The 26,342-nt window shown below is 70.4% G+C and carries 26 protein-coding genes; 12 read left to right on the top strand and 14 right to left on the bottom strand.

Annotation, left to right across the window (positions count from 1 at the left end):
* Positions 1 to 121: 121 nt before the first annotated feature.
* The 7 genes from AB0D34_RS32440 to AB0D34_RS32470 form a co-directional block, all read right to left on the bottom strand.
* Complete coding sequence (locus AB0D34_RS32440) at positions 122 to 1,714, bottom strand: ABC transporter ATP-binding protein (RefSeq protein WP_362668025.1); 1,593 nt, start codon at positions 1,712 to 1,714, stop codon at positions 122 to 124.
* Positions 1,711 to 2,709 (bottom strand): ABC transporter permease, encoded by a 999-nt coding sequence (locus AB0D34_RS32445; RefSeq protein WP_362668028.1) that lies wholly within the window; start codon positions 2,707 to 2,709, stop codon positions 1,711 to 1,713. The genes AB0D34_RS32440 and AB0D34_RS32445 overlap by 4 nt, the downstream gene beginning before the upstream one ends.
* Complete coding sequence (locus AB0D34_RS32450; protein WP_362668031.1) at positions 2,706 to 3,710, bottom strand: ABC transporter permease; 1,005 nt, start codon at positions 3,708 to 3,710, stop codon at positions 2,706 to 2,708. Before AB0D34_RS32450 ends, AB0D34_RS32445 begins: the two co-directional genes overlap by 4 nt.
* A 4-nt stretch (positions 3,711 to 3,714) precedes the next feature.
* Positions 3,715 to 5,433, bottom strand: coding sequence for an ABC transporter substrate-binding protein (locus AB0D34_RS32455; RefSeq protein ID WP_362668033.1), 1,719 nt, complete (start codon positions 5,431 to 5,433; stop codon positions 3,715 to 3,717).
* Positions 5,434 to 5,597: 164 nt separating this feature from the next.
* Positions 5,598 to 5,693, bottom strand: a complete 96-nt coding sequence (locus AB0D34_RS32460; RefSeq protein ID WP_362668036.1) for an Ms4533A family Cys-rich leader peptide — start codon at positions 5,691 to 5,693, stop codon at positions 5,598 to 5,600.
* Positions 5,694 to 5,750: 57 nt separating this feature from the next.
* Complete coding sequence (locus tag AB0D34_RS32465) at positions 5,751 to 7,169, bottom strand: DUF3152 domain-containing protein (RefSeq protein WP_362668038.1); 1,419 nt, start codon at positions 7,167 to 7,169, stop codon at positions 5,751 to 5,753.
* Between the two features lie 449 nt (positions 7,170 to 7,618).
* The gene (locus AB0D34_RS32470; RefSeq protein WP_362668040.1) at positions 7,619 to 8,683 is read right to left on the bottom strand and encodes an alpha/beta hydrolase; all 1,065 of its coding nucleotides are present in this window, start codon (positions 8,681 to 8,683) and stop codon (positions 7,619 to 7,621) included.
* A gap of 199 nt (positions 8,684 to 8,882) precedes the next feature.
* Here AB0D34_RS32470 and AB0D34_RS32475 point away from each other — a divergent pair, with 199 nt between their 5' ends.
* The 4 genes from AB0D34_RS32475 (at position 8,883) to AB0D34_RS32490 (ending at position 10,813) form a co-directional block, all read left to right on the top strand.
* Positions 8,883 to 9,101 carry a hypothetical protein gene (locus AB0D34_RS32475; RefSeq protein WP_362668043.1) on the top strand — a complete coding sequence of 73 codons (219 nt, stop codon included), beginning with the start codon at positions 8,883 to 8,885 and terminating at the stop codon, positions 9,099 to 9,101.
* A gap of 220 nt (positions 9,102 to 9,321) precedes the next feature.
* On the top strand, positions 9,322 to 9,963 hold the full coding sequence (locus AB0D34_RS32480) for a TetR/AcrR family transcriptional regulator (protein ID WP_362668045.1): 642 nt from the start codon (positions 9,322 to 9,324) through the stop codon (positions 9,961 to 9,963).
* Positions 9,964 to 10,130: 167 nt separating this feature from the next.
* The gene (locus AB0D34_RS32485) at positions 10,131 to 10,358 is read left to right on the top strand and encodes a DUF3107 domain-containing protein (RefSeq protein WP_123762915.1); all 228 of its coding nucleotides are present in this window, start codon (positions 10,131 to 10,133) and stop codon (positions 10,356 to 10,358) included.
* A gap of 182 nt (positions 10,359 to 10,540) precedes the next feature.
* A complete protein-coding gene (locus AB0D34_RS32490) occupies positions 10,541 to 10,813 on the top strand; it encodes a hypothetical protein (protein WP_362668047.1) in 273 nt (90 codons plus the stop codon).
* 87 nt (positions 10,814 to 10,900) lie between these two features.
* Here AB0D34_RS32490 and AB0D34_RS32495 read toward each other — a convergent pair whose 3' ends face one another.
* Positions 10,901 to 11,638 (bottom strand): ferritin-like fold-containing protein, encoded by a 738-nt coding sequence (locus tag AB0D34_RS32495; RefSeq protein WP_362668050.1) that lies wholly within the window; start codon positions 11,636 to 11,638, stop codon positions 10,901 to 10,903.
* Between the two features lie 471 nt (positions 11,639 to 12,109).
* Here AB0D34_RS32495 and AB0D34_RS32500 point away from each other — a divergent pair, with 471 nt between their 5' ends.
* Positions 12,110 to 14,689, top strand: coding sequence for a DEAD/DEAH box helicase (locus AB0D34_RS32500; RefSeq protein WP_362668230.1), 2,580 nt, complete (start codon positions 12,110 to 12,112; stop codon positions 14,687 to 14,689).
* Positions 14,690 to 14,889: 200 nt separating this feature from the next.
* Positions 14,890 to 15,759, top strand: coding sequence for an alpha/beta hydrolase (locus AB0D34_RS32505; RefSeq protein ID WP_362668053.1), 870 nt, complete (start codon positions 14,890 to 14,892; stop codon positions 15,757 to 15,759).
* Positions 15,760 to 15,770: 11 nt separating this feature from the next.
* Here AB0D34_RS32505 and AB0D34_RS32510 read toward each other — a convergent pair whose 3' ends face one another.
* Entirely contained in the window at positions 15,771 to 16,664 is an 894-nt protein-coding gene (locus tag AB0D34_RS32510) for an NYN domain-containing protein (protein ID WP_362668055.1), read from the bottom strand.
* Between the two features lie 195 nt (positions 16,665 to 16,859).
* Here AB0D34_RS32510 and AB0D34_RS32515 point away from each other — a divergent pair, with 195 nt between their 5' ends.
* A complete protein-coding gene (locus tag AB0D34_RS32515; protein ID WP_007384531.1) occupies positions 16,860 to 17,012 on the top strand; it encodes a hypothetical protein in 153 nt (50 codons plus the stop codon).
* A 55-nt stretch (positions 17,013 to 17,067) separates the two neighbouring features.
* Here AB0D34_RS32515 and AB0D34_RS32520 read toward each other — a convergent pair whose 3' ends face one another.
* The 3 genes from AB0D34_RS32520 to AB0D34_RS32530 all read right to left on the bottom strand — a co-directional run bounded on the left by AB0D34_RS32520 (position 17,068) and on the right by AB0D34_RS32530 (position 19,380).
* Positions 17,068 to 17,673 (bottom strand): MarC family protein, encoded by a 606-nt coding sequence (locus tag AB0D34_RS32520; protein ID WP_362668058.1) that lies wholly within the window; start codon positions 17,671 to 17,673, stop codon positions 17,068 to 17,070.
* Between the two features lie 49 nt (positions 17,674 to 17,722).
* Complete coding sequence (locus tag AB0D34_RS32525; protein ID WP_362668060.1) at positions 17,723 to 18,580, bottom strand: PHP domain-containing protein; 858 nt, start codon at positions 18,578 to 18,580, stop codon at positions 17,723 to 17,725.
* Positions 18,581 to 18,738: 158 nt separating this feature from the next.
* Positions 18,739 to 19,380 (bottom strand): DUF6758 family protein, encoded by a 642-nt coding sequence (locus AB0D34_RS32530; protein ID WP_362668062.1) that lies wholly within the window; start codon positions 19,378 to 19,380, stop codon positions 18,739 to 18,741.
* Positions 19,381 to 19,553: 173 nt separating this feature from the next.
* Between AB0D34_RS32530 and AB0D34_RS32535 the strand changes: the two genes are divergently transcribed.
* On the top strand, positions 19,554 to 20,777 hold the full coding sequence (locus AB0D34_RS32535) for an MFS transporter (protein ID WP_362668065.1): 1,224 nt from the start codon (positions 19,554 to 19,556) through the stop codon (positions 20,775 to 20,777).
* A 30-nt stretch (positions 20,778 to 20,807) separates the two neighbouring features.
* On the opposite strand, the gene AB0D34_RS32540 is transcribed toward AB0D34_RS32535, so the two are convergent.
* Positions 20,808 to 21,392, bottom strand: a complete 585-nt coding sequence (locus AB0D34_RS32540) for a suppressor of fused domain protein (protein WP_362668067.1) — start codon at positions 21,390 to 21,392, stop codon at positions 20,808 to 20,810.
* Positions 21,393 to 21,891: 499 nt separating this feature from the next.
* Here AB0D34_RS32540 and AB0D34_RS32545 point away from each other — a divergent pair, with 499 nt between their 5' ends.
* Both AB0D34_RS32545 and AB0D34_RS32550 read left to right on the top strand, forming a co-directional pair.
* Positions 21,892 to 23,010: a magnesium and cobalt transport protein CorA gene (locus tag AB0D34_RS32545; RefSeq protein WP_362668069.1), complete on the top strand. Its 1,119-nt coding sequence runs from the start codon at positions 21,892 to 21,894 to the stop codon at positions 23,008 to 23,010.
* Positions 23,011 to 23,020: 10 nt separating this feature from the next.
* Entirely contained in the window at positions 23,021 to 23,533 is a 513-nt protein-coding gene (locus AB0D34_RS32550; protein ID WP_362668071.1) for a hypothetical protein, read from the top strand.
* On the opposite strand, the gene AB0D34_RS32555 is transcribed toward AB0D34_RS32550, so the two are convergent.
* Positions 23,530 to 24,276: a hypothetical protein gene (locus AB0D34_RS32555; protein ID WP_362668073.1), complete on the bottom strand. Its 747-nt coding sequence runs from the start codon at positions 24,274 to 24,276 to the stop codon at positions 23,530 to 23,532. The two genes, AB0D34_RS32550 and AB0D34_RS32555, sit on opposite strands and share 4 nt — an antisense overlap.
* 187 nt (positions 24,277 to 24,463) lie before the next feature.
* On the opposite strand from AB0D34_RS32555, the gene AB0D34_RS32560 reads away from it, so the two are divergent.
* Both AB0D34_RS32560 and AB0D34_RS32565 read left to right on the top strand, forming a co-directional pair.
* A complete protein-coding gene (locus tag AB0D34_RS32560) occupies positions 24,464 to 25,738 on the top strand; it encodes a CBS domain-containing protein (protein ID WP_362668075.1) in 1,275 nt (424 codons plus the stop codon).
* Positions 25,728 to 26,330: a DUF1003 domain-containing protein gene (locus tag AB0D34_RS32565; protein WP_362668078.1), complete on the top strand. Its 603-nt coding sequence runs from the start codon at positions 25,728 to 25,730 to the stop codon at positions 26,328 to 26,330. Before AB0D34_RS32560 ends, AB0D34_RS32565 begins: the two co-directional genes overlap by 11 nt.
* Positions 26,331 to 26,342 lie beyond the last annotated feature (12 nt).

The following is a 26,342-nucleotide window of genomic DNA, read 5'->3' on the forward strand; positions in this document are numbered from 1 at the left end:
GCGGACAAGGCGGTGGTGCGATGGACGGTTGTCCATCGCACCACCAAAAGGGGTGAACGGTCGTAACTTTCCCGTGCGGGTCGCGTTCGGTCGCGCTAAGAGATCATGCGGACACGGAACGTCAGGTCACGGCCACTTCCCGGCGCTCCGCCCTGCGCCGGGCCGCGATCCGCGGATCGAGCGCCGGTACGGCGGCCAGGAGTTGCTTGGTGTACGGGTCCCGGGGGCTGTCGTACACCTCGTCGGCGGGCCCGGACTCCACGATCCGCCCCTGCCGCATCACGGCGACCCGATCGCTGACCTGGCGTACGACGGCGAGGTCGTGCGCGACGAAGACCAGCGCGAGTCCGAGCTCCCGCTGCAACTCGCCGAGCAGGGCGACCACCTGGGCCTGTGTGGTGACGTCGAGCGCGGAGACGGGCTCGTCGCAGACGATGACGCGCGGGTCGGCCGCGAGCGCCCGCGCGATGCCCACGCGCTGACGCTGGCCCCCGCTGAACTCGTGCGGGTAGCGGTCGTAGTGCGCCCCTTCGAGTCCCACGCGCTCCAGGAGTTCCGTCACGCGCCCCCTGATTCGCCTCGCGTCCCGCTCGCCACGAGCGCGGAGCGGGTCGGCGATGGACTCGCCCACGCTGCGGCGGGGGTTGAGGGAGGAGACGGGGTCCTGGAAGACCATCTGCACGGCCGGGTTCACACCCACACGCGTGTGGCCCTCGTGACGGACCTCGCCCGCGGTGGGCTCCAGCAGCCCGACCAGCATCCGTCCCAAGGTCGTCTTGCCGCTGCCGCTCTCGCCGACGACGCCGAGGGTCTCGCCCCGGCGGACGGTCAGCGAGACGTCGTCGACGGCCGCGAAGGCCTTCCTGCCGCGGCCGAACTCGCGCCGCAGCCCCTTCGCTTCGAGGACCACCTCGCCGGAAGCCTGGGAGGGTGCCCGGGGGGCGTCCACGCGCGGGACCGCGGCGAGCAGGTCGCGTGTGTACGTCTCCGCGGGCGCGCCGAGCACCGTGCCGACCGGGCCGTGCTCGACCGCCGTCCCGTGCCGCATGACGAGCACGTCGTCGACGCTCTCGGCGGCGACACCCACGTCGTGTGTGACGAGCAGCAGGCCCATGCCGGTCTCCTGGCGCAGGGTGTGCAGCAGGTCGAGGATCTGGGCCTGCACGGTCACGTCGAGCGCGGTCGTCGGCTCGTCGGCGATCAGCAGGTCGGGCTCACAGACCAGCGCCATCGCGATGAGCGCGCGCTGACGCATGCCACCGCTGAACTCGTGCGGCCGGGACCGGGACCGCCGTACAGCGTCCGGAATTCCAACTCTCTCCAGCACCTCCACCGCACGCGCGCGTGCCGCCCGTCGCGCCACACGCGCGTGCACGCGGTACACCTCGGCGATCTGGTCGCCGATCGCGTAGTACGGGTCCAGGGACGACAGCGGGTCCTGGAAGACCATCGCGGCCTTCGCGCCCCGCAGCCGCCGCAGTTCGTCGTCCGACGCCCGCTGTACGTCCACTCCTGCGACCTCGACCGAGCCGCCCACGCGTGCGCCTGTGCCGCGGTGCAGCCCGAGCAGGGCCGAGGCGACGGTGGACTTGCCGGAGCCGGACTCGCCGACCAGGGCGAGGGCGGCACCCCGGTCGAGGCGGAAGGAGAGGCCGTCGACGGCGCGCAGGTCGCCGAACTCGACCGTCAGGTCCGTGACGTCCACGAGGCTCATGCGAGCACCACCCGTCGGTCGGCCACCGCGTACAGGACGTCCGCGAGGGCGTTGGCGAGAACCACGAAGAAGCCGATGACCAGGACCATGCCGACGACGACCGGGAGGTCGACGACATTGACGGCGTGGACCAGTTCCTGGCCGATGCCTGGGAGGCCGAAGAGGGTCTCGGTGAGGACCGCGCCGCCGATCGCCGAGCCGACGTTGTTGGCGTTCAGGGCGATGACCGGCGCGAACGCCCCGCGCAGGGCATGACGTCCGACGATCTTCCGCTCACTGACGCCGTAGGCGCGGAAGGTGCGGATGTGGTCCTCGGCCAGTGTCTCCAGCATCGACGCCCTGGTCAGCCGCGCGAACGCGGCGGCCTCGACGAGGGCCAGCGAGAGCCAGGGCAGCAGGAGGTTCCACGCCCACTGCTCGGGGTCGTCGGTGAGGTTCACGTACTGCGGGAACGGCAGCAGTTGCAGTTCGCCGCAGACGACGATCATCAGGACCAGGCCGATGACGAAGACCGGGGTGGCCCAGCCCGCCAGGGTGAGGGCGGTCAGCGCCCGCTCGGTGAGCCGGCCGCGGCGCCAGGCGGAGAGCACTCCGGTGCCGACGCCGAGGACCAGCCAGAGCACCATCGCGCCGAACACGAGCGAGAGGCTGACCGGGAGCTTGGTCAGGATGATGCTCAGGACCTGCTGGTCGGTCTGGTACGACAGCCCGAGGCAGGGCGCCGAGCAGTGCTCCACCGAGGTGCCGGTCGAGTAGTCCTGGCCGGCGATCAGGCCTTCCAGGAAGTGCCAGTAGCGCACCCACAGCGGGTCGTCGAGCTTGAGTTGCTGGGCCACCTGGTGCACCTGCTCCGGGGAGCAGCGCGGGCCGCAGGTGATCTGGGCGACGTTGCCGGGGGTGGCGTAGAAGACGACGTAGACGATCACCGAGATGGCCAGCAGCGTGATCACGGTGCCGACGGCACGACGCAGCAGGAAGCCTCCGAAGCCGCTCATGACGTCTCCTCCTTACCGGCTCTGGCCTCGCGCTTTCGGCCGGTGCCGACGCTCAGCCGGGAGGCCGCGCGCGGGTCGAGGGCGGTGCGGACACCGTCGCCGAGGACGGTGAGGGCGAGGACGGTCACGAACAGCGCGCCCGCGGGCAGCAGCAGGTACTGCGGGGCCGCCTGGTACCAGACGTCCGCGGAGGTGAGCATCTGGCCCCAGGACGGGGTCGGCGGCTTCACCCCGACGCCGAGGAACGACAGGGCGGCCTCGACGCTGATGTTGACCGGCATGAGGATCGCCGCGTACGTGATGACGGGTGCGGCAAGACCGGGCAGCAGTTCCCTGCGGGCGATCCGCCAGGTGCCCCACCCGCTGAGCCGGGCGGCCGAGACGTAGTCGAGCCCCTTCAGGGTCAGTGTCTGAGCCCGCACGATCTTCGCGATGCTGCCCCAGGCGATGAACCCGATGACGAGGGTGACCAGAACGGTGCGCGGGAAGCTGGACGGGACGATCGCGAGCAGCGCCAGCGACATGATCATCAACGGCATGGCGACGAAGATGTCGGTGATCCGGCTCAACAGTTGATCAACCCATCCACTGCCCAGCGCGGCGCCGACGCCCATCACCACCCCCACGACGACCTGGATCACGGTCGCCGCCAGCGCGACGCCCAGCGAGACCCGGGCCCCGTAGGCAAGGCGTGCGAACAGATCACGCCCCGTCTGCGGTTCGACGCCGAGCCAGTGGTCCCCGCTGACGCCTCCGAAGGACCCGATGGGCACGCCCCCGCGCGCGGAGTCGATGAGTGACGGGTGGTAGGTGGTGGGGTCCTGGCCCTCGATCGCGGTGAGGAGCGGCGCCGCGAGCGCGACCAGGACGAGCAGTGCGACGACGCCGACCGCGACCATGGCGGCGCGCTGCGCCCGCAGCCGCCGCCAGAACTGACGGGCCCCCGAGACCCCCGGGACGGTTGCCCCGGGGACCTCGGCGGCGACAATTGCCTCGCTCATCGGGTTACTTGACCGCGACCTGCGAGATGTCCAGAACACCGGTCCAGTCGCTGATCACGACGTTCTTGATGTCCTTGCCGTACAGGCGCTTGTAGACCGGGTGGAACAGCGGCACGGTCAGCGCCTGCTCGCCGATCTTCTTGTCCAGTGCGCCCCACCTCTTGGCGGCAGCGTCAAGATCGGTCAACTTGTTGATCGCGTCAATCTCGTCATTGACCGACTTGTCGTTGAGCAGGCCCGTGTTGAAGTTCGCGCCGTCCTTGACGATCTGCCGGCCGTCGAAGATCGGGGCGAGGAAGGGACCGCCGGAGGGCCAGTCGGCACCCCAGTGGGCGAGGAAGAAACCGGGCTCGGTCTTCACGCTGTGGATCGTGTCCGAGTAGTCGTTCTCCTCCAGGCCCTGGAGCTTGACCGTGATGCCGGCCTTCTTGAGCGCGTCCTGGACGGCGGTCGCGATCTCGGGGCTGGTCTCGAAGTCCTTGGCATTGGAGTGCGTCAGCGTGACGGTGAGCCCGTTCGGGTGACCGGCCTCCTTGAGCAACTCCTTGGCCTTCGCCGCGTTGCCCGTCGCGCCCGCCGGGAAGAGGTCGTACGGCTCGTAGCCGAAGGACTTCTGGTTCGGCAGGAAGGTGGTGGCGGCCTCGGCGAGCGCGCTGCCGCCGGCCGCGTTCACCACGGAGGACCGGTCGATCGCGTACGAGATCGCCTGCCGCACCTTGACGTTGTCGAACGGCTTGACCGTCGGGTTGAACGCTATGTAGTTCGTGTAGCCGAAGTGCCCCGTCCCGACGCGGGAGGCGAGTTCCTTGTCGCCGGTCACCTTGGCGAGTTCGGCCGGGCCGAGGTTCGTGTCCGTGGTGACCGCGGCCGCGTCCGCCCCCTGGGACGCCGACAGCCGCTGGTTGATCACCGACGAGTCCAGCCCGGACTTGACCTCGATCTTGTCCGGGTACGCCTTGCGCTCGGCGTCCGTGGAGGCGGACCAGTACTTGTTGCGCTCCAGGCCGATGGTCTCGCCGTCGTTCGAGTTCGTGACGACCTTGTACGGGCCGGACGAGACCGGGTGCTCCTCGTACTTCGTACCGGTGTCCTTGGCCTTCGGGACGGGCGTGAACTGCGTCTGCGTGGCCAGGTACGGGAACTCGCCCTCGGGCTTGTTCAGATGGAAGACGATCGTGCGGTCGTCCGGCGTCTCGATCGCCGACAGGCCCTTCTTGTCCTTGTACGGCCCCTGGTAGTCGGCCGCGCCGACCAGCCAGTCCCGCAGGTAGGGGGCGCCGCCGGACAGCTCGGGCGCGAAGGAGCGCTCGACGCCGTACTTGATGTCGGCCGAGGTGATCGCGGTGCCGTCCTCGTACTTGAGGCCCTTCTTCAGGGTGTACGTCCACACGGTCGCGTCCTTGTTGGGGCGTCCGGTGTCGGTGGCGAGGTCGGGGACGACCTTGGCGCCGGCGGCCCCGTTCTCGCGGTTGCGGGTGGTGAGGGTGCGGAAGACGAGGGAGGGCACGTTGCCGCCGCCGGAGGTGTACAGGCGGGCCGGGTCGAAGTCCTGCTGCGGATTGGAGTTCAGGACCGTGAGGGTGCCGCCCTTGTGGGGCGTGGAGTCGCCACCGGAGCTCTTGGCATCGTTGTCCTCAGGGCCGCAGGCGGCGGCGCCCGCTGCCAGAACCAGGCTTACGGATACCGCGGCCACACGGCGCGCTGTGAGGGACGGTTGACGCATCGGAGACGACCTCTCGAAATGACGAGTCTCGAATGGCGAGACGGATTGACGAAGGGTGAGACGAAAGTGGACGGACGTCTGCCCCGGCGTCGGGTCGTCGAAATGCCGTGATCCAGGTCACGGAGAAATGCGGGATTCGCGACGCGCGCGCCTGAGGGCGGGCGTCAGCGACAGAGAATGTCGGACACGCAGAGCGTGGTCACACCGATGAGCGCCAGCTCGATGGCGGCGCTGTTCTCGACGGCATGACTAGACCACATGCGCAGCAATATGTATGACCGAATCAACCCATGTCAATGTGACATGGGCGCCATCCGTCAACTCCCCGGATACGGCCAGGGGTTGGCCCGGCAGTGGATCCCGTCGTGGTCGAGGAACTTGGTCTGCTGCTGCATCACCGGTGCGAGCTCGCCGTCCTTGTCGCACGTCACGTGGGAGTACCCCAGCCGGTGGCCGACTTCATGGTTGATCAACATTTGGCGGTACGCATGGATCCGATCACCGTATGTGGTTGATCCCTGCGCCCATCGATACGCATTGATCATCACTCGTTCGGTGGCGGCCGAGTCGCAGGAGACGTTGTCCTCCGTGGTGTCGAGTCCCGACTTGGCACACCAGTCGGCCGTGGTGCCGGGGCTGGCGAGGGTGATCACGAAGTCGGGCTTGCCGGAGTAGACACGCTCGAAGGTCCGGGCGCCGTTGTGCGCCCAACTGCGGTCGTCGTTGAGCGTCTTCTGCACGGCCTCGGCGAAGAGTTCGCCGTCGAGGCCGAGTCCTTGCTCGACGTCCACGCGGTAGGTGTACTTCTGCCCCTTGCCGGGTGCCTTGCCGACGCCCTGGATCGCGTCGAACCTCCCCGAGCCGTCGAGCTTGGCGCTGAGCGGGTACTTCGCGCCCATCGCCTGCTCGTACGTCAGCGTCGCCACGCTCGGCGAGGACGACGGCGTCGGCTGCCCGTCCGTGGCGGAGTCCCGGGCGTCCCGGGCCTGGTCGGTCGCGGACTGTGTGCCCGCTGCGGTGTCGCGACCGTCCGTGACCTGTCCGGCCACGACGACGGCGAGCACGGTGACGACGGCGGCGGCCGCGATGCCGGTGAACGCCCGGCCCTTGCCGCCCTTGGCCGCCGGCGGCGGGTCGGCGGGGGGCGCGTCGCCCGAGTCCGTGTGCGTGCCCGTGCCGGGGCGTGCGTCCGTGCCGGGGCGTGCGTCCGTGCCGGGGCGTGCGTCCGTGCCGGTGTCGTCGGGCCAGTCGGTGACGGAGCCGTACGGGCCGGAGGGGTGCGCGGTGGCGGGCGCCACGGCCCCTCGCGCGGGACCGGTTCGCGGACGGGGACCGCGGGGCCCGCCCACGCCCTGCGGACCGCCGGGCGCGAAGACGTCGGCCTCGTCGTCGAACGCGTCGAGGTAGTCCTGCCGGGGCGCCTGGCGCGGCGCCGACGGCGCCTGCCGCTGGCGCGGAAGAGCGACACCAGGTCCACCCGGCCCCTGACTGCTCAACTCCCCCCAGCCACTGCCTGATTCACGCTGCTCGGGGTGCCCGCCACGGACCCGGGGGACCCCATGCGCAGGGGTGCCGTCGGGAAGCCGAGGAAATCCATGCGCGGGCGTACCGTCCGGGAACCGCCGGATCCCCTGGGCGGCCTGCCCCTCGGGCACCTGCGGGACTCCGCGCGCGGGAGTGCCGTCGGGAAGCCGAGGAAAACCGTGTGCGGGAGTGCCGTCCGCAAGCCGAGGCACCCCACGCGCAGCCGTCCCGTCCGGCAGCCGAGGAAAACCATGCGGCGGAGTACCGTCCACAAGCCGAGGCACCCCACGCGCAGCCGTCCCGTCAGCCAACCGGGGAAACCCATGGGCCGGAGTGCCCTCCGGAAGCCGCGGACCCCCCTGCGCAGGCGCCCGGTACCCACCAGCACCGCCCCCGGGGCCGCCCCCGGACCCGGCGCCGGACGATTCCCCGTACTCCGCCCCCCGCGCCCCCGGCATCCCCTGCCGGGCAGCTCGCGGTGTCGGCGCCGGAGGCGGGGCTGCCTGCGTCCACCCACGGTCCGTCGCCTCGGTGCCGAGGCGTCCCGCTCCCCGCACTCCCTCGGCACCCGTCTGGCCCGAACCGCCCTTGCCCGAACTGCCCTTGTCGGGCCCCTTCTTGGGAACGGGCCCGCGTCGACTGTGGCGTCCCACGCCCCGCCTCAGCTCCCCACGGTCGTGGCGTCGACCCCGTCGCCGGAGGCCGTCGCGGCGTCACCCACGTCAGGAGGGTCGCCCTCGCCCGCAGTCTCCGCCTTGTCCGCAGTCTCCGTCTCCGCCTTGTCCGCGGCGAACTCCCGGAACGCCCCCGCCACCGTCTCCGGGTACTCCATCATCGCCACGTGTCCTGCCTCCGGCAGGGTGAGCAGACGGGAGTCACGGAAGGCCCGGGCCGCCTTCTGGGCCATGCGAAAGCCGACGAGCTGGTCGCGACCGCCGTAGACGAGGAGGGTCGGGGCTAGGACCCGCTCGGCCTGGCGCCACAGCGCGTGCTGGCCGCCCAGCGTGTACGCGTTCACCAGCCCGCGCGCCGAACGCGTCAGCGCGTCCCAGAAGTACGGCAGTTGAAGCCGCCGCTCCATCTCCTCGACGGCGTGCTGGAAGCCCTCCGGGGTGACCCGCCCGGGGTCGCCGTAGCAGAGCGCCGTGACCCCGCGGACGCGCTGCTCGGCCGTCCAGTCCTTGCTGTACCGGGTGAACAGGCCGGCCACGCCGGGCAGCGCCAGCAGGCCCGTGGGCACGGCCGTGCGCTGGACGCGGATCTCCGGGAGGGCCGGTGAGACGAGGGTGAGGGTGCGGACCAGGTCGGGCCGCACCGCGGCGACTCGCGTGGACACCGCGCCGCCGAGGGAGTTCCCGAAGAGATGCACGGGCCCGCGGCCGGAGGCGTCGAGAAAACGGATCACCGCACGCGCGTGTGCGGTGATCGAGTAGTTGCCGTCGTCCGGCGGTGGGGAGTCCCCGAAGCCGGGGAGATCGACGGCCTCACCGTCGACATCGCCCTCCAGCTGCTCCATCAGCGCCGACCAGTTCTGCGAGGAACCGCCGAGGCCGTGGACGTACAACGCGGGCGGCAGCCCCTCGCGCGCGGCCGGCCTCGAACGCACCGTGAGACTGATCCCCGGCAGCCCCACCGACCTGAGCCGCTCGCCCTCGCCGACCCTCACGGGCGCCACCTTCGGCAGCACGGTGGCGGGCGGCACGAAGGGCAGCTCGGTCGAAGACATGCGCCAATGTTACGAGACGATCACGCAGTGGTTCATGTGTTCGCTGTCACAGAGCACATGTACGAGGCGTGTCGGGCAAGGCGGGTACGCCACATGGCATCCAGATCGTGTGTCTCCTAGGCTCGTACGCAGGGCACCCGCATGTGGCCCCCTGCGCGCACCAGGGACGCTCAGGGACGTTCTAGGAAGGGAGCCCGCCATGGCCCACGACCCCACCGACCCCGAGGCCTTCGAGGAAGAGGACGACGTCGTCGAGCTCGACGTCGAGGCCCCGGAGGGCGACGCGGCCGAGCAGCACACCGACATCGCGCCGCACCGCGACGACCCGCTGACCGGCGTGAACCCCGACCGGGGCGACGAAGCCGACCTCATCGAACAGGCCAGGGTCGTCTCGATCGACGAGGACGACTATCGGTGACCGCGGGACGGCGCCGATCAGCCGACAATGCACTCATCAGGGCATTCCTGAGCAGGAATGAGACGGCCGGTGCCCGTCACATCCCTGTTTGAAACCTTTGCGCGGTTTTCGTCACCGTCCGGTCCGTGAAATTCTGCGTTCGCACCGCGCACAGCACGGTTACCGAAAAGTACGATGGCGGCGCGGCGCACACCGCATGTGGACGACATTGGGAGGCGGCGTGACAGCCATCGAGCAGACAGAGGCAGCACGCCCGCGAGGGACGCGCCTGCCGCGCCGTGCCCGACGGAACCAGCTGCTGGGCGCCGCGCAGGAAGTCTTCGTGGCACAGGGCTATCACGCGGCCGCGATGGACGACATCGCCGAGCGGGCCGGCGTCAGCAAGCCGGTGCTCTACCAGCACTTCCCGGGCAAGCTCGACCTCTACCTCGCACTGCTGGACCAGCACTGCGAATCGCTGATCCAGGCCGTGCGCACCGCGCTCGCGTCGACGAACGACAACAAGCAGCGCGTACGGGCGACCATGGACGCCTATTTCGCGTATGTCGAGGACGACGGCGGCGCCTTCCGCCTGGTCTTCGAGTCGGACCTGACGAACGAGCCCGCGGTGCGCGAGCGCGTCGACAAGGTCACCGTCGAGTGCGCCGAGGCGATCTCCGAGGTCATCGCCGAGGACACCGGCCTCTCGCGCGCGGAGTCGATGCTGCTCGCCTCGGGCCTCGGCGGTCTCGCCCAGGTGGTGGCCCGGTCATGGCTGCACAGCGACCGCAGCGTCCCGCGCGACCAGGCGGTCCAGCTGCTGACGTCGCTGGCGTGGCGGGGCATCGCCGGATTCCCGCTGCACGGCATCGACCACCACTGAGAGCGGCGCCGATCGACATGGCACGCACGTGTGCGGGTCGTTTGTTCCCGCCCGGTGTTCGCTGTTGGCGTTCTTGCGCGGAGCGTGTACCTCCCCTCACCGGGCTAATGTGTGCTGGGTACGGCGCGCCAGGTCGCGCACTTCACTGACCGTCGGAGGGACATACCGTGGAGGTCAAGATCGGCGTGCAGCACGCGCCCCGCGAGATCGTTCTGGAGAGCGGTCAGAGCGCCGAGGATGTCGAGCGGGCGGTGGCGGAGGCGCTGGCCGGCAAGTCCCAGCTGCTGAGCCTCGTGGACGAGCACGGCCGCAAGGTCCTCGTCCCGGCCGACCGTCTCGCGTACGTCGAGCTCGGCGAGCCGGCTCCGCGCAAGGTGGGCTTCGGCGCGCTGTAGGCGGACAGACGCGGAAGGGCCCGGCGACTTCAGGTCGCCGGGCCCTTCCGCTTGTCGTCCACAAGATTCTTTCGTTCACGTATGGAGCACAGGTCGCACACAGAGGAGGATTGCATTCCGCAGGTCACGGGTATGACGGGCTACGACCGTGATGCGCAGTGTGGCCGTGTGGGAGGGACCCCATGATGTTGATCGAAGCGCTCGGCTCCGCTCTGCTCGGTCTGGTGCTGGCGGGGGTGGCCGTACACCGCCTCTCCCACCGCCTGCCCACCCGCTCCCTGGTCCTCGCGACAGGCACCGCGGGAGCCCTCTTCGGCGCCTTCGTCACCCACACCGCACTGGACCCGGGCAACATCCTCCTGATCCTGCTCGGCGCGGCAGTGGTATCGGTGGCGTCCCTGTCGCTGCTCCTGCGTCCCAGCGGGAGACTTCGCCGTCGATCGGCCCCGGCGTAAAGACGCTCGGGGGTGCGGGGAACTGCGCGACCGGTCACGGACAACCCGCAGTCGCCCGGCGTCCCCAGGCCCCCGCCCCCTCAGGCGCTACGCGGCCAACCCCAGCGCAGCCATCCGCTTGGTGTGCGCCTCGGTGATCCGGGAGAACATCCGCCCCACCTCGGCGAGATCGAACCCGTCGGCCACCCCGCCCACCAACATGGTGGACAACGCGTCCCGGTCGGCGACAACCCGCTGCGACTGCGACAGCGCCTCCCCCATCAACCGCCGCGCCCACAGGGCGAGTCGCCCGCCCACCCGCGGATCCGCGTCGATCGCCGCCCGCACCTTCTCCACGGCGAACTCCGCGTGCCCGGTGTCGTCGAGCACGGCCAGCACCAGCTCGCGTGTGTCCGAGTCGAGTCGCGCCGCGACCTCCCGGTAGAAGTCACTGGCGATCGAGTCGCCGACGTACGCCTTGACGAGCCCCTCCAGCCAGTCCGACGGAGCCGTCTGCCGGTGGAACCCGTCCAGCGCCGCGACGAACGGCTCCATGGCGAGCGTCGGCTCCTGGCCGATCCCGGCCAGCCGGTCGCGCAGCTTCTCGTAGTGGTGGAACTCGGCCGACGCCATCTTCGCCAGCTCCGCCTTGTCCGCCAGCGTCGGCGCCAGCTTCGCGTCCTCCGCGAGCCGCTCGAAGGCCGCGAGTTCGCCATAGGCGAGAGCGCCGAGGAGATCGACGACCGCGGCCCGGTACTGCGGTTCCGCGGAGGCCTGGGCCCAGTCCTGGGCGGCCACTCCGGTGTGCTCGGCGGGTGCGTCAGCGGTGTTGTCAGGCGTCGTCATGAAGCGCACAATAGTCCGCTTGCCGAGTCGTGGAAGTCCCTGGTCAATCAGTGTGACGACGACTACGTGACCAAATCGGCCATCGCATGTGCGTGATTCCGGGGTATGGTGGTAATGCGCCTGCCGAGTATTCGACGGGCTGCACGTATGAGGATGCCCGGTCGGTGGCCCGATCGGCTCCGACCCGACAAGCCCTCCTCGCCCGTACGGCACAGTGCGTACGGAGTTCGGAGGGGGACCCTCAGCGGTACGAGCGCTAGAGCGTCGGCAGTGGTCCCGTGCCATTACGGCTAGCCCGTAAGGCAGCCGACGTCCCCAGCACGGTTGAAGACGACCCCCGCGCTCGCCTCGCACCGCGCACACAGAAGAGGCAGCACCCTGACTACGACTTTCCGCGATCTCGGCATTCTGACCGAGACGGCCGAGGCCCTCGAAGCCGTCGGCATCATCAACCCCTTCCCCATCCAGCAGATGACGCTCCCGGTGGCCCTCTCCGGCTCCGACGTCATCGGCCAGGCCAAGACCGGCACCGGCAAGACGCTGGGCTTCGGCCTCCCGCTCCTCGAGCGCGTCACCGTGCCCGCCGACGTCGAGGCCGGCCGCGCCAAGCCCGAGGCCCTGACCGACGCCCCGCAGGCGCTCATCGTCGTCCCCACGCGCGAGCTGTGCACGCAGGTCACCAACGACCTGCAGACCGCGGGCAAGGTACGCAACGTACGCGTTCTCGCCATCTACGGCGGCCGCGCCTACGAGCCCCAGGTCGAGGCCCTGAAGAAGGGCGTCGACGTCGTCGTCGGCACCCCGGGCCGGCTCCTGGACCTCGCGGGCCAGAAGAAGCTCAACCTCAGCCACATCAAGGCGCTCGTCCTCGACGAGGCCGACGAGATGCTCGACCTGGGCTTCCTGCCTGACGTCGAGAAGATCATCAACATGCTGCCGGCCCGCCGCCAGACGATGCTGTTCTCGGCGACCATGCCGGGCGCGGTCATCGGTCTCGCCCGCCGCTACATGTCGCAGCCCACGCACATCAACGCCACCTCGCCCGACGACGCGGGCAGGACGGTCGCGAACACCAAGCAGCACGTGTACCGCGCGCACAACATGGACAAGCCCGAGATGGTGGCGCGCATCCTGCAGGCCGAGGGCCGGGGGCTGGTCATGGTCTTCTGCCGCACCAAGCGCACCGCGGCCGACCTCGCCGACCAGCTCCAGCAGCGCGGCTTCGCCGCCGGCGCGGTCCACGGCGACCTCGGCCAGGGCGCCCGCGAGCAGGCGCTGCGGGCCTTCCGCAACGGCAAGGTGGACGTCCTGGTCTGCACCGACGTCGCCGCCCGCGGCATCGACGTCGAGGGCGTGACCCACGTCGTCAACTACCAGTCGCCGGAAGACGAGAAGACGTACCTGCACCGCATCGGCCGTACGGGCCGCGCCGGTGCCAAGGGCATCGCGGTCACCCTCGTCGACTGGGACGACATCCCGCGCTGGCAGCTGATCAACAAGGCGCTGGAGCTGAACTTCAACGACCCGCCGGAGACGTACTCCACCTCCCCGCACTTCTACGAGGAGATGAACATCCCCGCGGGCACCAAGGGTGTGCTGCCGCGTTCGGAGCGGACTCGCGCCGGACTCGACGCGGAGGAGATGGAGGACCTGGGCGAGCCGGGCGGACGCGGTGCGCGTGGCCGCGGCGACCGGGACCGAGGTCGCGGACGTGGTGGCCGGGACGAGTCCCGTTCCGCCGACCGCGAGCGCGGAGAGCGTACGCCGCGCCGTCGCCGTCGTATGCGCAGCGGGACCCCGCTGGACGCGACGGCCACCGCCGAGGTGGTCACCCCTTCGGAGACCACCGCGGCGGAAAGCGTCGCGGCGGAGGTCACCACCGCGCCCCGCACCCCGCGCCGCCGTCGCCGCACCCGCGGCGGAGCGGCCGACGCGGCGCCGGTCACTGCTTCGGCGCCGAGCGCGTCCGAGGCCGCGGAGACGGCTGTCACGACGGCGGAGGGCCCGTCCCTCGACGCCGAGACGTCCGGAACCACCGAGGCTCCGGCCAGGTCGCGCCGCCGCCGGACCCGCAAGTCCGCGGAGACGCCGGCCGCGGTGGAGCCGGTCGTCGAGACCGCACCGGTCACCGAGGTCGCTCCGGCCGCGGAGGCTCCGGCCACGAAGCCGCGCCGTACGCGCAAGGTCGCTGCCGCGGCTCCGGCCGCCGAAGCCGCCATAGACACCGCCGAGGCCACGGAGGCCAAGCCGCGCCGCCGTACCCGCAAGGCCGCCGAGCCCGCCGTGGAGACGGTGGAGACCACGGCCATCGCGGAGGTCGCGGCACTCGCAGAGGTCGCTGAGACCAAGCCGCGGCGCACCCGCAAGACCGCGGCCGTGGCGGAGACGGCAGTGGACACCGCGGAGGGCACGGCCACCAAGCCGCGCCGCACCCGCAAGGCCACCACCGCCCCGGCGGAGACGGCCGTCGACACGGCCGAGACCACCGAGGCCAAGCCCCGCCGCACCCGCAAGGTCGCTGCCGCGGCTCCCGCCGCCGAAGCCGCCGTGGACACCGCAGAGGCCACGGAGGCCAAGCCGCGCCGCCGTACCACCCGCAAGGCCGCCGAGCCCGCCGAGATCCCGGCCCAGACGGTCCAGGAGCCGGAGGTGGCGGCCGAGGTGGTCAAGCCCCGGCGTACCCGGAAGGCGGCGGCAAGCACCGCAAAGGCCGCCGAAGCAGCCGTGGACACCGCGGAGGGCACGGCCACCAAGCCGCGCCGCACCCGCAAGGCCACCACCGCCCCGGCGGAGACGGCCGTCGACACGGCGGAGGCCACCGAAACCAAGCCCCGCCGCACCCGCAAGGTCGCTGCCCCGGCTCCCGCCGCCGAAGCCGCCGTGGACACCGCAGAGGCCACGGAGGCCAAGCCCCGTCGCCGTACCACCCGCAAGGCCGCCGAGCCCGCGGTGACCGCCGACATCCCGGCCCAGGCGGACCAGGAGCCCAAGGCTGCCGCCCCGCGCCGCCGGACCCGCAAGACGGCCGCCGCGGAGCCCGCGGACAGCTGATCCCACACCCGAACGGCCCGGCCTCCTCACAGGAGCCGGGCCGTTCGGCGTTCCCCATCACGGCTCACGCCGACCGCACCCACCGGGACCGCGGGGCTGTACCGATCTGCGGCTCCGCCGCGTGGGCGCGACAAGCCCCCCACACCCGCAGCCGCCCCCCAACACCCCGCCCCACCCCCTACCGCGGATACCCTCACCCCGTGAGCACCCGAGCCGTCTTCACCCCACCCCCCGGCGCCCGCGTCCACCCCCTCCACACCACCCGCGGGGACTTCGCGGCGGTGGACTCCGCCGTGGCCCCCGGTGTCGCCCAGAAGGGCACCGCGCTGCTGCTGCCCGGCTTCACGGGCAGCAAGGAGGACTTCACGCTGCTCCACGAGCCGCTCACGGCGCGCGGATACCGGGTCGTCGCCCTGGACGGGCGGGGACAGTTCGAGTCGGACGGGCCGGAGACCGACGAATCGGCTTACACACGAAGCGAGTTGGCGCGGGACGTGCTCGCCCAGGCCGCAGCCCTCGACACCCCCGTGCACCTCGTCGGCCACTCACTCGGCGGCCAGATCGCCCGCGCGGCCGTACTGCTCGACCACTCCCCCTTCCTGTCCTTCACCCTCGTCTCCTCCGGGCCCGCGCAGATCTCCGACTCCCAGCAGCAGCGCGTGAAGCTGCTGCGGGACGCGCTCGGTGTCATGACGATGGCCGAGGTGTGGGACGCGATCCTGGCCATGGGCCCACCGGAGGAGGTCGGCGGCCCCGCGAAGGGCATCGGAAACATCGAGCAGCTGCGCCGCCGCTGGCTCGGCAACAAGCCCGCCCAACTCCTCGCCACGGGACGCCAGTTGTGCGCCGAACCGGACCGGGTCGCCGAACTGGCCGCTGTCCCGCTGCCGTTCCACGTCCTGTCGGGTTCCCAGGACGACACCTGGCCGGTGAGTCTCCTCGACGACATGGCCGTACGACTGCACGCCCGCCGCACGGTGATCCCGGGGGCGGACCACTCCCCGAACGCCGACCGGCCCGAGCCCACGGCGAACGCCCTGGCCGACTTCTGGGACACGCTCGGCCGTTAGGCGCTGGGCAGTCAGTACTGCCCCTGCAGATGCTCCCAGAACCCGTCCCGCAGCGCCCGCCGCAGATCCGCCTGCCCCCGCAGCGAGTACTGCAGCAGCCCCTCCGACTCCACCAACAGGTCCTGGTCCACCGAGCCCGGCAGATACGGATGCCCGGGCAGCAACTCCTGCAGCGCCGCCCGACCCCGCTCCGCCAGCCACTTCGCGGCGATCTGCGCGCCCACGAAACGCACGTCCTCGCGGGTGGGCCGAGTGGCCGCCGGCTCATAAGTGGACGCGGCGCGGCGGGAGACGTACGGCTTGAAGAAGTCGAGGTCGAGGGTGCGCTGGCTGTCGACCTCCCACAGCAGCGGTTCCGCCTGGTTACGGCCCTCCGGCGCCTCGATGCCCCACAGGTGGACGCGGGCGCCGTACCCCTGGGCCGCCTCGACCGCCGACACCAGGTCCTCGTCGCCGCCGAGCAGGGCAGCGTCGCTGATGGCGCGGTGGCGGGCGAGGGACTCCAGGTCGGTGCGGATCAGCGAATCGACGCCCTTCTGCTGGTTGTTGGCGTTGAGGTTGCCCAGCCGGACCTTCACGTCGGGGAGTTCGGCGATGGACTGCTGTTCCGCGGTGTGGATACGGCGTCTCGCGCCGTCGTACCAGTAGACGCGCAGCAGTCTGCTGTCCGCGAAGATGGTGCGGGCCCGGTCGATGAGGGCCTCGATCAGGCCCTCGGCGTCGAGGTCGAAGGCGCGACGGTCCTCGGTGCCGGCGACGAGTCGCCCGGCGGCCGCGTAGAGGTATCCCGCGTCGACGAAGATCGCATGGGTCGAGGGTGTCTTCGCCACCTCGGCGAGCATGCGCTGGAGCAGCTCGTTCGTGCGGTCGATGCGGGCGCTCAGGGGCGCGAGGTCGTCGTTCATCGCCTCCATTGTCCCGGCGGTCACGCTGCGAACACAACCGGTCCCAAGGAGTCTCCGAAAACTCCCTTACCGATCAGTAGTTAGTCGTTCGAAAAATTTCTTTAGCGTAGGGAATGTTTGTAACACGCACCCCGTTGACTACCAACGTACGCAGCAATTCTCCGCAGGAGGATGACCAGACGAAGGGAGAAGCCTGTGCGCTTCGAAATCATGCGACTCGACGACGTCGACGGTACGCCCGTGGACAGCACCGTCGTGGACGCCGCCTCCGTCAACCGGATCGTTCAGCAGGCCGCCGCCATAGGGCAGCGGCTGTGGATCCGCCCGGCCGACACCTCGGCCTCGTAACAGACGCGGATCACCGTAGACGCTTCAGGGCCCCGGTTCTCGGACCGGGGCCCTTTCAGCTGGTCCGGATCACCTGGGTGACCCCGTTGATGATCTGCTGCACGGCGATCGCGGAGAGCATCATGCCCGCGAGCCGGGTCACCAGCACGACCCCGCCGTCCTTGATGACCCGGATGATCAGCAGCGAGTACCGCATCACCAGCCACAGCACGACATGGATGGCGAGGATCGCGCACCACACCGACACCTCCATGGCCACGGTGTCCGCCTTCTGCACGGCGAGGATCACGGAGACGATCGCACCCGGGCCCGCCAGCAGCGGCATGCCGAGCGGCACGAGGGCCACGTTCACGTCCTTGGTCTGCTTCGGCTCGTCCGTCTTGCCGGTGAGCAGGTCCAGCGCGATCAGCAGGAGCAGCAGCCCGCCCGCGATCATCAAGGCGGGCACGGAGACATGCAGGTAGTTCAGGATCTGGTGGCCCAGGAGCCCGAAGACGGTGATGACACCGCCCGCCACACAGACGGCCTGGAAGGCCATCCGCTTCTGCACCTTGCCGGGGCGGCCGGCGGTCAGGGCGAGGAAGATCGGGGTGATCCCCGGGGGATCCATGATGACGAACAGGGTGAGGAAGAGCGAGCCGAAGACGGCGACGTCGAACATGACGGAACTGGCCTAACAAGGAGAAGGGGCACGACGGAACGCGGGCGATTCAGGCCCCGCCGGTCCCCGGGACGGGAAACGCACCCGTCGCCCGGCGCGTGATCTCGCCGTACACCTCGGGGTCCGTCGTGTACTCGCCGAGCGCGACCGTCTTGCGGCTGCCGTGGTAGTCGCTGGAGCCGGTGACGAGCAGCCCCAGGTCGGTGGCGAGTCCGCGCAGCCGTACGCGGGTGTCCTCGTCGTGGTCCATGTGGTCGACCTCGATGCCGTCGAGCCCGGCGGCGGCCATCTCGGCGATCGCGGACTCCGGGACGGTGTGACCGCGCTTGCTCGCGCCAGGGTGGGCGAACACGGTTACCCCGCCGGCCCCCTTGACCAGCCGGATCGCCTCGAAGGGGTCGGTCTCGTGCTTCGCCACGTGGGCGCGGCCGCCGTCGGCCAGCCAGTCGGTCGTGAAAGCGTCGTCCACGCTGGGTACGACCCCGAGTTCGACGAGCGCGGTGGCGACGTGGGGCCGCCCCACGGACCCGTCCCCAGCGATCCGCGCCACCTGCTCCCAGGTGACCGGCACACCCAGCTCCTGGAGCCTCGCGACCATCGCGCGCGCCCGGGGCACCCGGTCGTCCCGCACCAGCTCCCGCTCGGCGAGCAGCTCCGGCTCCTCGGGGTCGAACAGGTAGGCCAGCATGTGCATGGACACCCCGTCGATCCGACAGGACAGCTCGGCCCCGGTGACGAGGGTCAGCCCCGCGGGCAGCGCGGCCATGGCCTCGCCGTACCCCCGGGTCGTGTCGTGATCGGTGAGCGCGACGACGTCCAGCCCGGCAGCGGCGGCGTTGCGCACCAGCTCGGCGGGGGTGTCGGTGCCATCAGAAGCCGTGGAGTGACAGTGCAGATCGATACGCACGAGGGGGGACTCCAACGGGCTGCAACAGAAAAGGACACCCAAGGGTATCCAACCCAGGGGCGCGGGGCTGTATCGATGTGCGGCTACCGCCGCGTGGGCGCGACCAGCCGCAACGAATCCGCAGCCGCCCGGCGACAGAAGCCCCACCCTGACAGGCGCTACGGCTTCAACAAACGCGGCGACAACGCCCCGCAGGGCACCAGCTCCACCTCGGCCCCCGCGTCCCGCAGATCCGTCAGCACCAGCTCGTCGTACATCAGCAGCCCTGACTGCTCGGGCCAGACGACCGCCCACAGCCACATCCCGAGCGCCTCCCCCGCGAACACGGCTCTGTCGTCCGGCGCCCCGGAGACATGCCACAGCGGAGTCGGCCGACCGGCGGCCAGCACCTTCGCCTGCGGCGGCTTCTCCACGCTCATGTACGGCCCCGGATCCGGCCCGTCGATGCCCGCGTACCGCGCCCCGAGCCCGACCCCGAGCTCCTCGGAGACGAGAATCAGCTCGCCGACACCGCCGAGCGGTCCGGGTCCCGTGCACGCCACAGCCGTGGCGCGACCGCCACTGCGGTCGTCGCCGGCGCAGGCCACGCCCGTGAACAGCCAGCCCACCGGCAGCGGCCACGGCATCCACACCGGCACCTGCGTGCGATGCACCACGACATCGAGCGCCTCGACGCTGGGCGGGATCACGGGCTGCAGCGGGTGCACGGTCCCGTGCACATCGCACTGCCAGGTATCGGCGAAGAGTCCGGGAGCCCTGACCCGGCCACCACACTTCGGGCAACTGGGTTCGCCCCTCATAGGGCCCCACGGTCCTACCCTCGCTCCCCCACGTCAAGGACGATCACCCGTCCGGACGGAAGCGGTTCACCCGGGCCTCACCAGGAAGATTTAGATGTAGCTTGCATTCATTAGCTGACCTAACTTACTATGTGCATATACCAACTATCTCCGTGAGGAGTGGAGGAAAGACCATGGACCCCTTTGATGCGGGAGCCGGCGGCATCCTGCGCCAGCCGAAGGCCGTGTGGGCGACGGCGGGTGCGTCCGTCGTCGCCTTCATGGGCATCGGACTCGTGGACCCGATCCTGCCGTCGATCGCCAAGGGCCTGGACGCGACGGCGAGCCAGGTCTCCCTCCTGTTCACCTCGTACTTCCTGATCACTGCGATCGCAATGCTGTTCACCGGCTTCGTCTCCAGCCGCATCGGCGGCAGGAAGACCCTGCTGCTCGGCCTCGCCCTCGTCGTGGTCTTCGCGGGGCTCGCGGGCACCTCGGGCTCGGTCGGGGAACTGGTCGGCTTCCGGGCCGGCTGGGGCCTGGGCAACGCCCTGTTCGTCTCCACGGCCCTCGCCGTCATCGTCGGCGCGGCGGCCGGCGGCAGCGCGGCGGCGATCCTGCTGTACGAGTCCGCCCTCGGCCTCGGCATGGCGTGCGGCCCGCTGCTCGGCGCGCTGCTCGGCGACGCCAGTTGGCGCTACCCGTTCTTCGGTACGGCCTTCCTGATGGCCGTCGGCTTCCTGTGCATCACCGTGTTCCTGAAGGAGCAGCCGAAGCCGGCCCAGAAGACGTCCCTGCTGGACCCGATCAAGGCGCTCGGCCACGGCGGACTGGCCTCGGCGGCGGCCTCGTCCTTCTTCTACAACTACACGTTCTTCACCGTGCTGGCCTTCACGCCCTTCGTGCTGGACATGACCCCGTACAAGTCGGGTGCCGTGTTCTTCGCCTGGGGTGTGCTGCTCGCCGTCTTCTCGGTGTTCGCCGCGCCGCGCCTCCAGGAGCGGTTCGGTTCGCTGAAGGTGCTCGGCGGCTCGCTCGTCCTGCTCGCGATCGACGTGCTCGTCCTCGGCTACGGCAACCACACCGCGGCCATCGTCTGCACGATCCTGTCCGGCGCCTTCATCGGCGTGAACAACACGGTCTACACGGAGCTGGCGCTCGGTGTCTCGGACGCCCCGCGGCCCGTGGCGAGCGCCGGCTACAACTTCGTGCGCTGGTTCGCGGCCGCCGCGGCGCCCTACTTCGCGCCGAAGATCGAGGAGTGGACCGACATCCACATCCCGTTCGTGGTGGCGGCGGTGACCGCCCTGCTGGGTGCGCTCGTGGCCGTCGTACGGCGGAAGGCGCTCACACACGAGGCGGAGGAGCTGTCTCCGAAGCACGCCGTGGAGGACAGCGTCACGGTGTTCGCCAACTGACGCTTTTCGGCCACCGGTTGGTGAGATCAGTCACTCAAGTGGGACGGACCTGCGGGAGGGATCCCTCAGGTCCGTCCCGTTCGTCAGCCAGCGCTCCTGGAGGGCCTGGGCGCCGTGGACGCGCTTCCAGGCCGCCTCGTTCGGCGTCATGGGGAGCAGGGGCAGGAAGCGGACCGGGTCGAGGGGCTCGTCGAGCTCCAGGTCCTCGACGAGGCCGCCCGGTTCGGCGACCAGGACCGAGGTGAACGGGGCGCCGGGCCACAGGGGTTCGCCCACGTCGAGCGAGGCACCCGGAGCCACGATCACTCCCTCGACCTGCGGGGACGCGCCGAGCACGGCGAGCGGGCGGAGCACCTTGTCGGTGTCGGCGAGCCCTCCCCGTACCGAGAGGACCAGTTCGGCACGGGGGCCCGCGACCGGGTCGGCGAGCATCGCGGTGGGGTCGCTCATCGGCTGGGCGGACATGCCGAGCGTGGCGTAGCGGACGATGTCGCCCTCGGTGAAACGGAGCACCTCGATGCGGTCCGTGCCCAGGAAGGTGACCGCCGCGCGCGCGTCCGGCTCGCCCAGCGCGCTGCGCAACCGGGCCTCGACCAGAGGAAGAACATCAGCCATGCGGCGAGCATAGAACTCGTCAGTACCGGGCAAAGCAGCGCCTTGACACTTCGGCCTGCTGATACTCTGGCCCGGTCGTCGGGGCAGCACGCAGAAGCGTCGCGTATCGAGTCCCGACGCCAGTGAGACTCCCTATGCGGGAATGGATCGTCCCTTACGAGGGACCGGCCGGAGGAGGTGGGGCTGTCATGGATCGAAGTCGACCTGGTAGTACCACTCGTTCTTCCGGCCGCTGATGCAGCTCTGTGACGTTCGGCAACCGCCGCCTTTCACGTTCGCGTCTTCGTGCGGAAGAGCACTTCGTTCGTTTTGCCTGATCTGTCTGATCTGAAGCAGTAGCTGCAGCAGTACCTGAATCAGTAACGAAGTTCGCCACCGCGATGGTGCGGTGCTCCCCGCTTTGCGGACGTGCCAAACACCCGATTTTGCGGACGTCCCCATTCCGGGTAGTTCCACCCGTCGCCGGTGCCCTTTGTTGCCCGTCACGAAGGAGCCTGCCATGTCGATGATCCGTGACCTGCGTGCCGCCGTACGCCCGTCGCGTCCCTCGCTGCGCAAGGACACCGGCGCGTACGACGCGACGCGCGACCCCTCGACGCCCTCCGCCGTCGTCGACTGCGCCGTCTACCGCGACGGCCGGCGCGTGGAGACCGACTGCCAGCTGGGCCCGCACGAGGCGATGCGCCAGGTGCGCCGCGACGGCGGGTTCGTGTGGATCGGTCTGCACGAGCCGAGCGAGGCCGAATTCTCCGGTATCGCAAGCGAGTTCGGGCTGCACCCGCTCGCCGTCGAGGACGCCGTGCAGGCCCACCAGCGGCCCAAGCTGGAGCGCTACGACGACTCCCTGTTCACGGTCTTCAAGACCATCCACTACGTCGAGCACGACGAGCTCACCGCCAACAGCGAGATCGTCGAGACCGGCGAGGTCATGTGCTTCACCGGCCGGGACTTCTTCATCACCGTCCGGCACGGCGGCCAGGGCTCGCTCAGGGCGCTGCGCCACCGGCTCCAGGACGACCCCGAGCTGCTCGCCAAGGGCCCCTCGGCGGTGCTGCACTCCATCGCCGACCATGTCGTGGACGGCTATGTCGCGGTCGCCGACGCGGTGCAGGACGACATCGACGAGGTGGAGACCGAGGTGTTCACCCCGGGACGCGGCGGCAAGGTCTCGCGCGGTGTCGACTCGGCCCGGATCTACCAGCTCAAGCGTGAGGTGCTGGAGTTCAAGCGCGCGGTCGCCCCGCTGCTGCGGCCCATGCAGCTGCTCAGCGAGCGGCCGATGCGGCTCGTGGACCCCGACATCCAGAAGTACTTCCGGGACGTCGCCGACCACCTCGCCCGCGTCCAGGAGCAGGTCCTCGGCTTCGACGAGCTCCTCAACTCGATCCTCCAGGCCAACCTCGCGCAGGCGTCCGTCGCCCAGAACGAGGACATGCGGAAGATCACGTCCTGGGCCGCGATCATCGCCGTACCGACGATGGTGTGCGGGGTCTACGGCATGAACTTCGACCACATGCCGGAGCTGCACTGGCGGTACGGCTACCCCGTGATCATGGGCATCACCGTGGTCCTCTGTCTCGGCATCCACCGCACCCTCAAGCGCAACGGCTGGCTCTAGAGTGGGAGCCATGACCAGTGAGCTGCTCGACCGGGCCCTCGTCGAGGAGGCCACCAAGAAGTCCGGCCTCGTCTGGGTCAAGGGGCCCGGGAGCCCGGTCCGCGCGCTGTGGCATGTGTGGCACGAAGGTGCGGCCTGCCTGGTGGGCGACGGGCCCGGGGAGCAGCCGCTGCCGGGTCTTGCCGACGGCGGCCCGGCCGAGGTGACCGTCCGCAGCAAGGACAAGGGCGGCCGACTGGTCTCCTGGACGGCGAAGGTCGTGGAGCTCGCGCCCGGGTCCGAGGCGTGGGAAGCGGCCGTCGCCGAGCTCAAGGGGAAACGGCTGAACGCCCCCGACGGCGAGGCCATGACGGAGCGTTGGTCCCGCGAGTGCCGGGTGGTTCGGCTGGAGCCCACCGGGGTCACGGGCCCGCTGCCCGACGGCGACCTCGCCGAACCGCCGCTGCCGACACCGGCGACCACCCGTGAACCGATCCCGGCCGGGCTTCCCCGGCTGCTCCTGAAGCGCCGCAAACGCGGCTAGGAAGTCGGCAGCTGCCTGCCGTAGTCCACCGTCTCGTCCTTCTTCGGCTCGGTCAGGGCGAAGTTCCTGCCCCAGGCCGAGAAGGTCAGCGTGCCCGCGCCGCCCGCCCGTGCCAGGCGCAGCGGGTACGGCTGCCCCTCCAGCGAGACGTCCAGCGTGCCGCCGTCGCCCTCGTCACCGGTGATGCGGATCGTGCGGGTACCCGCCTGCTCGTGATGCCCGTCGGTGCCCAGCTTGCCGTGCAGGGTCAAAAGCCCGTCGAGGAGAACGTCCTTGTCCGTGAACCCACTGAACTTCTTGTACGCCGGGTCGCCCGACGGCACCTTCACGTACATGCCGTCCAGCTTGTCGGCGGCCGCGTCCGAGTCGTCTCCCTTGCCGTCGGCCTGGGTCCAGAAGTCCGCGCCGGCCTTCAGATACAGCTCCTCGCCGATCCGCAGCAGCTGGAAGGTGGCCCCTTCGGCGGTGACCGATCCCGAGCCGCCGTCGGCATTGAGGCGCATGTCGAGTCTGTACGTACGTCCGCTGGTGACCACGTTCCCCGACAGGCGCAGCGCGTCGGCGGACTCTGCGGCCGCGCGGGTCCTGGACTGGATCTGCTCGGCGGGCAGTTTGCCGACGCCGTTGGTGCCCGCGTCGGGGTCCTCGCTGCACCCCGTGAGTCCCGTCCCCGTCACGACCAGGGCGCACATCGCGCTCACCAGTACGGTCCTGCGGGTACGGCCCTGGGGAATCGCGGTCACAGGTGGGGCTGCCTTTCCGACGAGGGTCCTTCAGCGGCGTACGGCAGCGTACCGGGGCCGGGGACCGCGGGCGGAGCCAGTCCGTCCGGACCCCTCACCAGGGCGTATCCGATCGGTACGGGCTAGCCTTAAGCCCTCCCGAGCGGGCAAACCGGACAACGAACGACCAACCGAAGGAAGCACAGCCATGGCAGCGGGAGCCCCCCGGATCTTCGTCTCGCACCTCGCCGGTGTCGCCGTCTTCGATCCCAACGGCGACCAGGTGGGCCGCGTGCGCGATCTGGTCGTCGTACTGCGCGTCGGGCGCAGGCCACCCCGGGTGCTCGGGCTCGTCGTCGAACTCTCCACCCGGCGCCGCATCTTCCTGCCCATGACCCGGGTGACGAGCATCGAGTCCGGTCAGGTCATCACCACCGGCGTACTCAACGTCCGCCGCTTCGAGCAACGGCCCACCGAGCGCCTCGTCTTCGGCGAGCTCCTCGACCGGCGCGTGACCCTCGTGGAGACCGACGAACAGGTCACCGTCCTCGACGCGTCGGTGCACCACCTGCCGGCCCGCCGGGACTGGGAGATCGACCGCGTCTTCGTGCGCAAGGGCGGCAAGGGCGGGGCGTTCCGGCGCAAGGGCGAGGCGCTGACCGTCGAGTGGTCGGCGGTCACCGGCTTCACGCTGGAGGAGCACGGACAGGGCGCCGAGAGCCTCCTGGCCACCTTCGAACAGCTGCGCGCGGCGGACCTCGCCAACGTCCTGCACCACCTCTCCCCCAAGCGGCGCGCGGAGGTCGCGGCGGCTCTCGACGACGACCGCCTGGCCGACGTACTGGAAGAGCTCCCCGAGGACGACCAGATCGAGATCCTCGGCAAGCTCAAGGAGGAACGGGCCGCCGACGTCCTGGAGGCCATGGACCCGGACGACGCGGCCGACCTCCTCGCCGAGCTCCCCACCGAGGAGCAGGAGCGGCTGCTGAGCCTGATGCAGCCCGGGGACGCGGCCGACATGCGGCGCCTGATGGCGTACGAGGAGCACACGGCCGGCGGTCTGATGACGACGGAACCGATCGTCCTACGACCGGACGCCACCGTCGCCGACGCGCTCGCCCGCGTCCGCAACGCCGATCTCTCCCCCGCCCTCGCCGCCCAGGTCTACGTGTGCCGCGCGCCCGACGAGACCCCGACCGGCAAGTACCTCGGCACGGTCCACTTCCAGCGACTGCTGCGCGACCCTCCGTACACCCTGGTCAGCTCGCTCGTCGACGACGACCTCCAGGCCCTCGATCCGGACGCGACGCTGCCGGTCGTCGCCGGGTTCTTCGCGACGTACGACATGGTCGCGGCGCCCGTGGTCGACGATTCGGGCTCACTGCTCGGCGCGGTGACCGTGGACGACGTACTGGACCACATGCTGCCGGAGGACTGGCGGGAGACGGAGTTCGACGCGGAGGGGGCCCACCATGACGCCTGAGCGCGAGACCCCGAACCGCGAGCGCACACTTTCCGGCGCCACGGCGACCAGCCGCGCCCGCGCCCGCCTCGACCAGCCGCGCGCACCGCGCCGCAGGGTGCTGCCCGAATGGGACCCGGAAGCCTTCGGGCGTCTCTCGGAGCGGATCGCCCGCTTCCTGGGCACCGGGCGGTTCATCGTCTGGATGACGGTCGTCATCATCCTGTGGGTGCTGTGGAACATCTTCGCCCCATACCACCTGCGCTTCGACCACTACCCGTTCATCTTCCTCACGCTGATGCTGTCCCTCCAGGCCTCCTACGCCGCCCCGCTGATCCTGCTCGCGCAGAACCGGCAGGACGACCGGGACCGGGTCAACCTCGAACAGGACCGCAAGCAGAACGAGCGGTCGATCGCGGACACCGAGTACCTGACCCGGGAGATCGCGGCGCTCAGGATCGGTCTCGGGGAGGTGGCCACCCGCGACTGGATCCGCTCGGAGCTCCAGGACCTGATGAAGGAACTGGAGGCACGGCGGCAGCACGACGGGCATGTCGTATTCCCGGCAGAACGGTCGGATCGGCCGTCGGTACGTGACGTAGACGACCGTTGACGGCCTTACTGG

The sequence above is a fragment of the Streptomyces sp. NPDC048420 genome (assembly GCF_040651535.1).
GTDB lineage: Bacteria > Actinomycetota > Actinomycetes > Streptomycetales > Streptomycetaceae > Streptomyces.

Bases quoted from the DNA above. Each gene is read 5' to 3' on its own strand.
- AB0D34_RS32450 (WP_362668031.1), bottom strand. From the start codon at position 3,710: ATGAGCGAGGCAATTGTCGCCGCCGAGGTCCCCGGGGCAACCGTCCCG.
- AB0D34_RS32550 (WP_362668071.1), top strand. From the start codon at position 23,021: ATGACCAGTGAGCTGCTCGACCGGGCCCTCGTCGAGGAGGCCACCAAG.
- AB0D34_RS32520 (WP_362668058.1), bottom strand. From the start codon at position 17,673: ATGTTCGACGTCGCCGTCTTCGGCTCGCTCTTCCTCACCCTGTTCGTC.
- AB0D34_RS32530 (WP_362668062.1), bottom strand. From the start codon at position 19,380: ATGAGGGGCGAACCCAGTTGCCCGAAGTGTGGTGGCCGGGTCAGGGCT.
- AB0D34_RS32445 (WP_362668028.1), bottom strand. From the start codon at position 2,709: ATGAGCGGCTTCGGAGGCTTCCTGCTGCGTCGTGCCGTCGGCACCGTG.
- AB0D34_RS32470 (WP_362668040.1), bottom strand. From the start codon at position 8,683: ATGTCTTCGACCGAGCTGCCCTTCGTGCCGCCCGCCACCGTGCTGCCG.
- AB0D34_RS32535 (WP_362668065.1), top strand. From the start codon at position 19,554: ATGGACCCCTTTGATGCGGGAGCCGGCGGCATCCTGCGCCAGCCGAAG.
- AB0D34_RS32455 (WP_362668033.1), bottom strand. From the start codon at position 5,433: ATGCGTCAACCGTCCCTCACAGCGCGCCGTGTGGCCGCGGTATCCGTA.
- AB0D34_RS32475 (WP_362668043.1), top strand. From the start codon at position 8,883: ATGGCCCACGACCCCACCGACCCCGAGGCCTTCGAGGAAGAGGACGAC.
- AB0D34_RS32560 (WP_362668075.1), top strand. From the start codon at position 24,464: ATGGCAGCGGGAGCCCCCCGGATCTTCGTCTCGCACCTCGCCGGTGTC.
- AB0D34_RS32545 (WP_362668069.1), top strand. From the start codon at position 21,892: ATGTCGATGATCCGTGACCTGCGTGCCGCCGTACGCCCGTCGCGTCCC.
- AB0D34_RS32460 (WP_362668036.1), bottom strand. From the start codon at position 5,693: ATGTGGTCTAGTCATGCCGTCGAGAACAGCGCCGCCATCGAGCTGGCG.
- AB0D34_RS32440 (WP_362668025.1), bottom strand. From the start codon at position 1,714: ATGAGCCTCGTGGACGTCACGGACCTGACGGTCGAGTTCGGCGACCTG.
- AB0D34_RS32500 (WP_362668230.1), top strand. From the start codon at position 12,110: ATGACGCTCCCGGTGGCCCTCTCCGGCTCCGACGTCATCGGCCAGGCC.
- AB0D34_RS32490 (WP_362668047.1), top strand. From the start codon at position 10,541: ATGATGTTGATCGAAGCGCTCGGCTCCGCTCTGCTCGGTCTGGTGCTG.
- AB0D34_RS32565 (WP_362668078.1), top strand. From the start codon at position 25,728: ATGACGCCTGAGCGCGAGACCCCGAACCGCGAGCGCACACTTTCCGGC.
- AB0D34_RS32495 (WP_362668050.1), bottom strand. From the start codon at position 11,638: ATGACGACGCCTGACAACACCGCTGACGCACCCGCCGAGCACACCGGA.
- AB0D34_RS32510 (WP_362668055.1), bottom strand. From the start codon at position 16,664: ATGAACGACGACCTCGCGCCCCTGAGCGCCCGCATCGACCGCACGAAC.
- AB0D34_RS32540 (WP_362668067.1), bottom strand. From the start codon at position 21,392: ATGGCTGATGTTCTTCCTCTGGTCGAGGCCCGGTTGCGCAGCGCGCTG.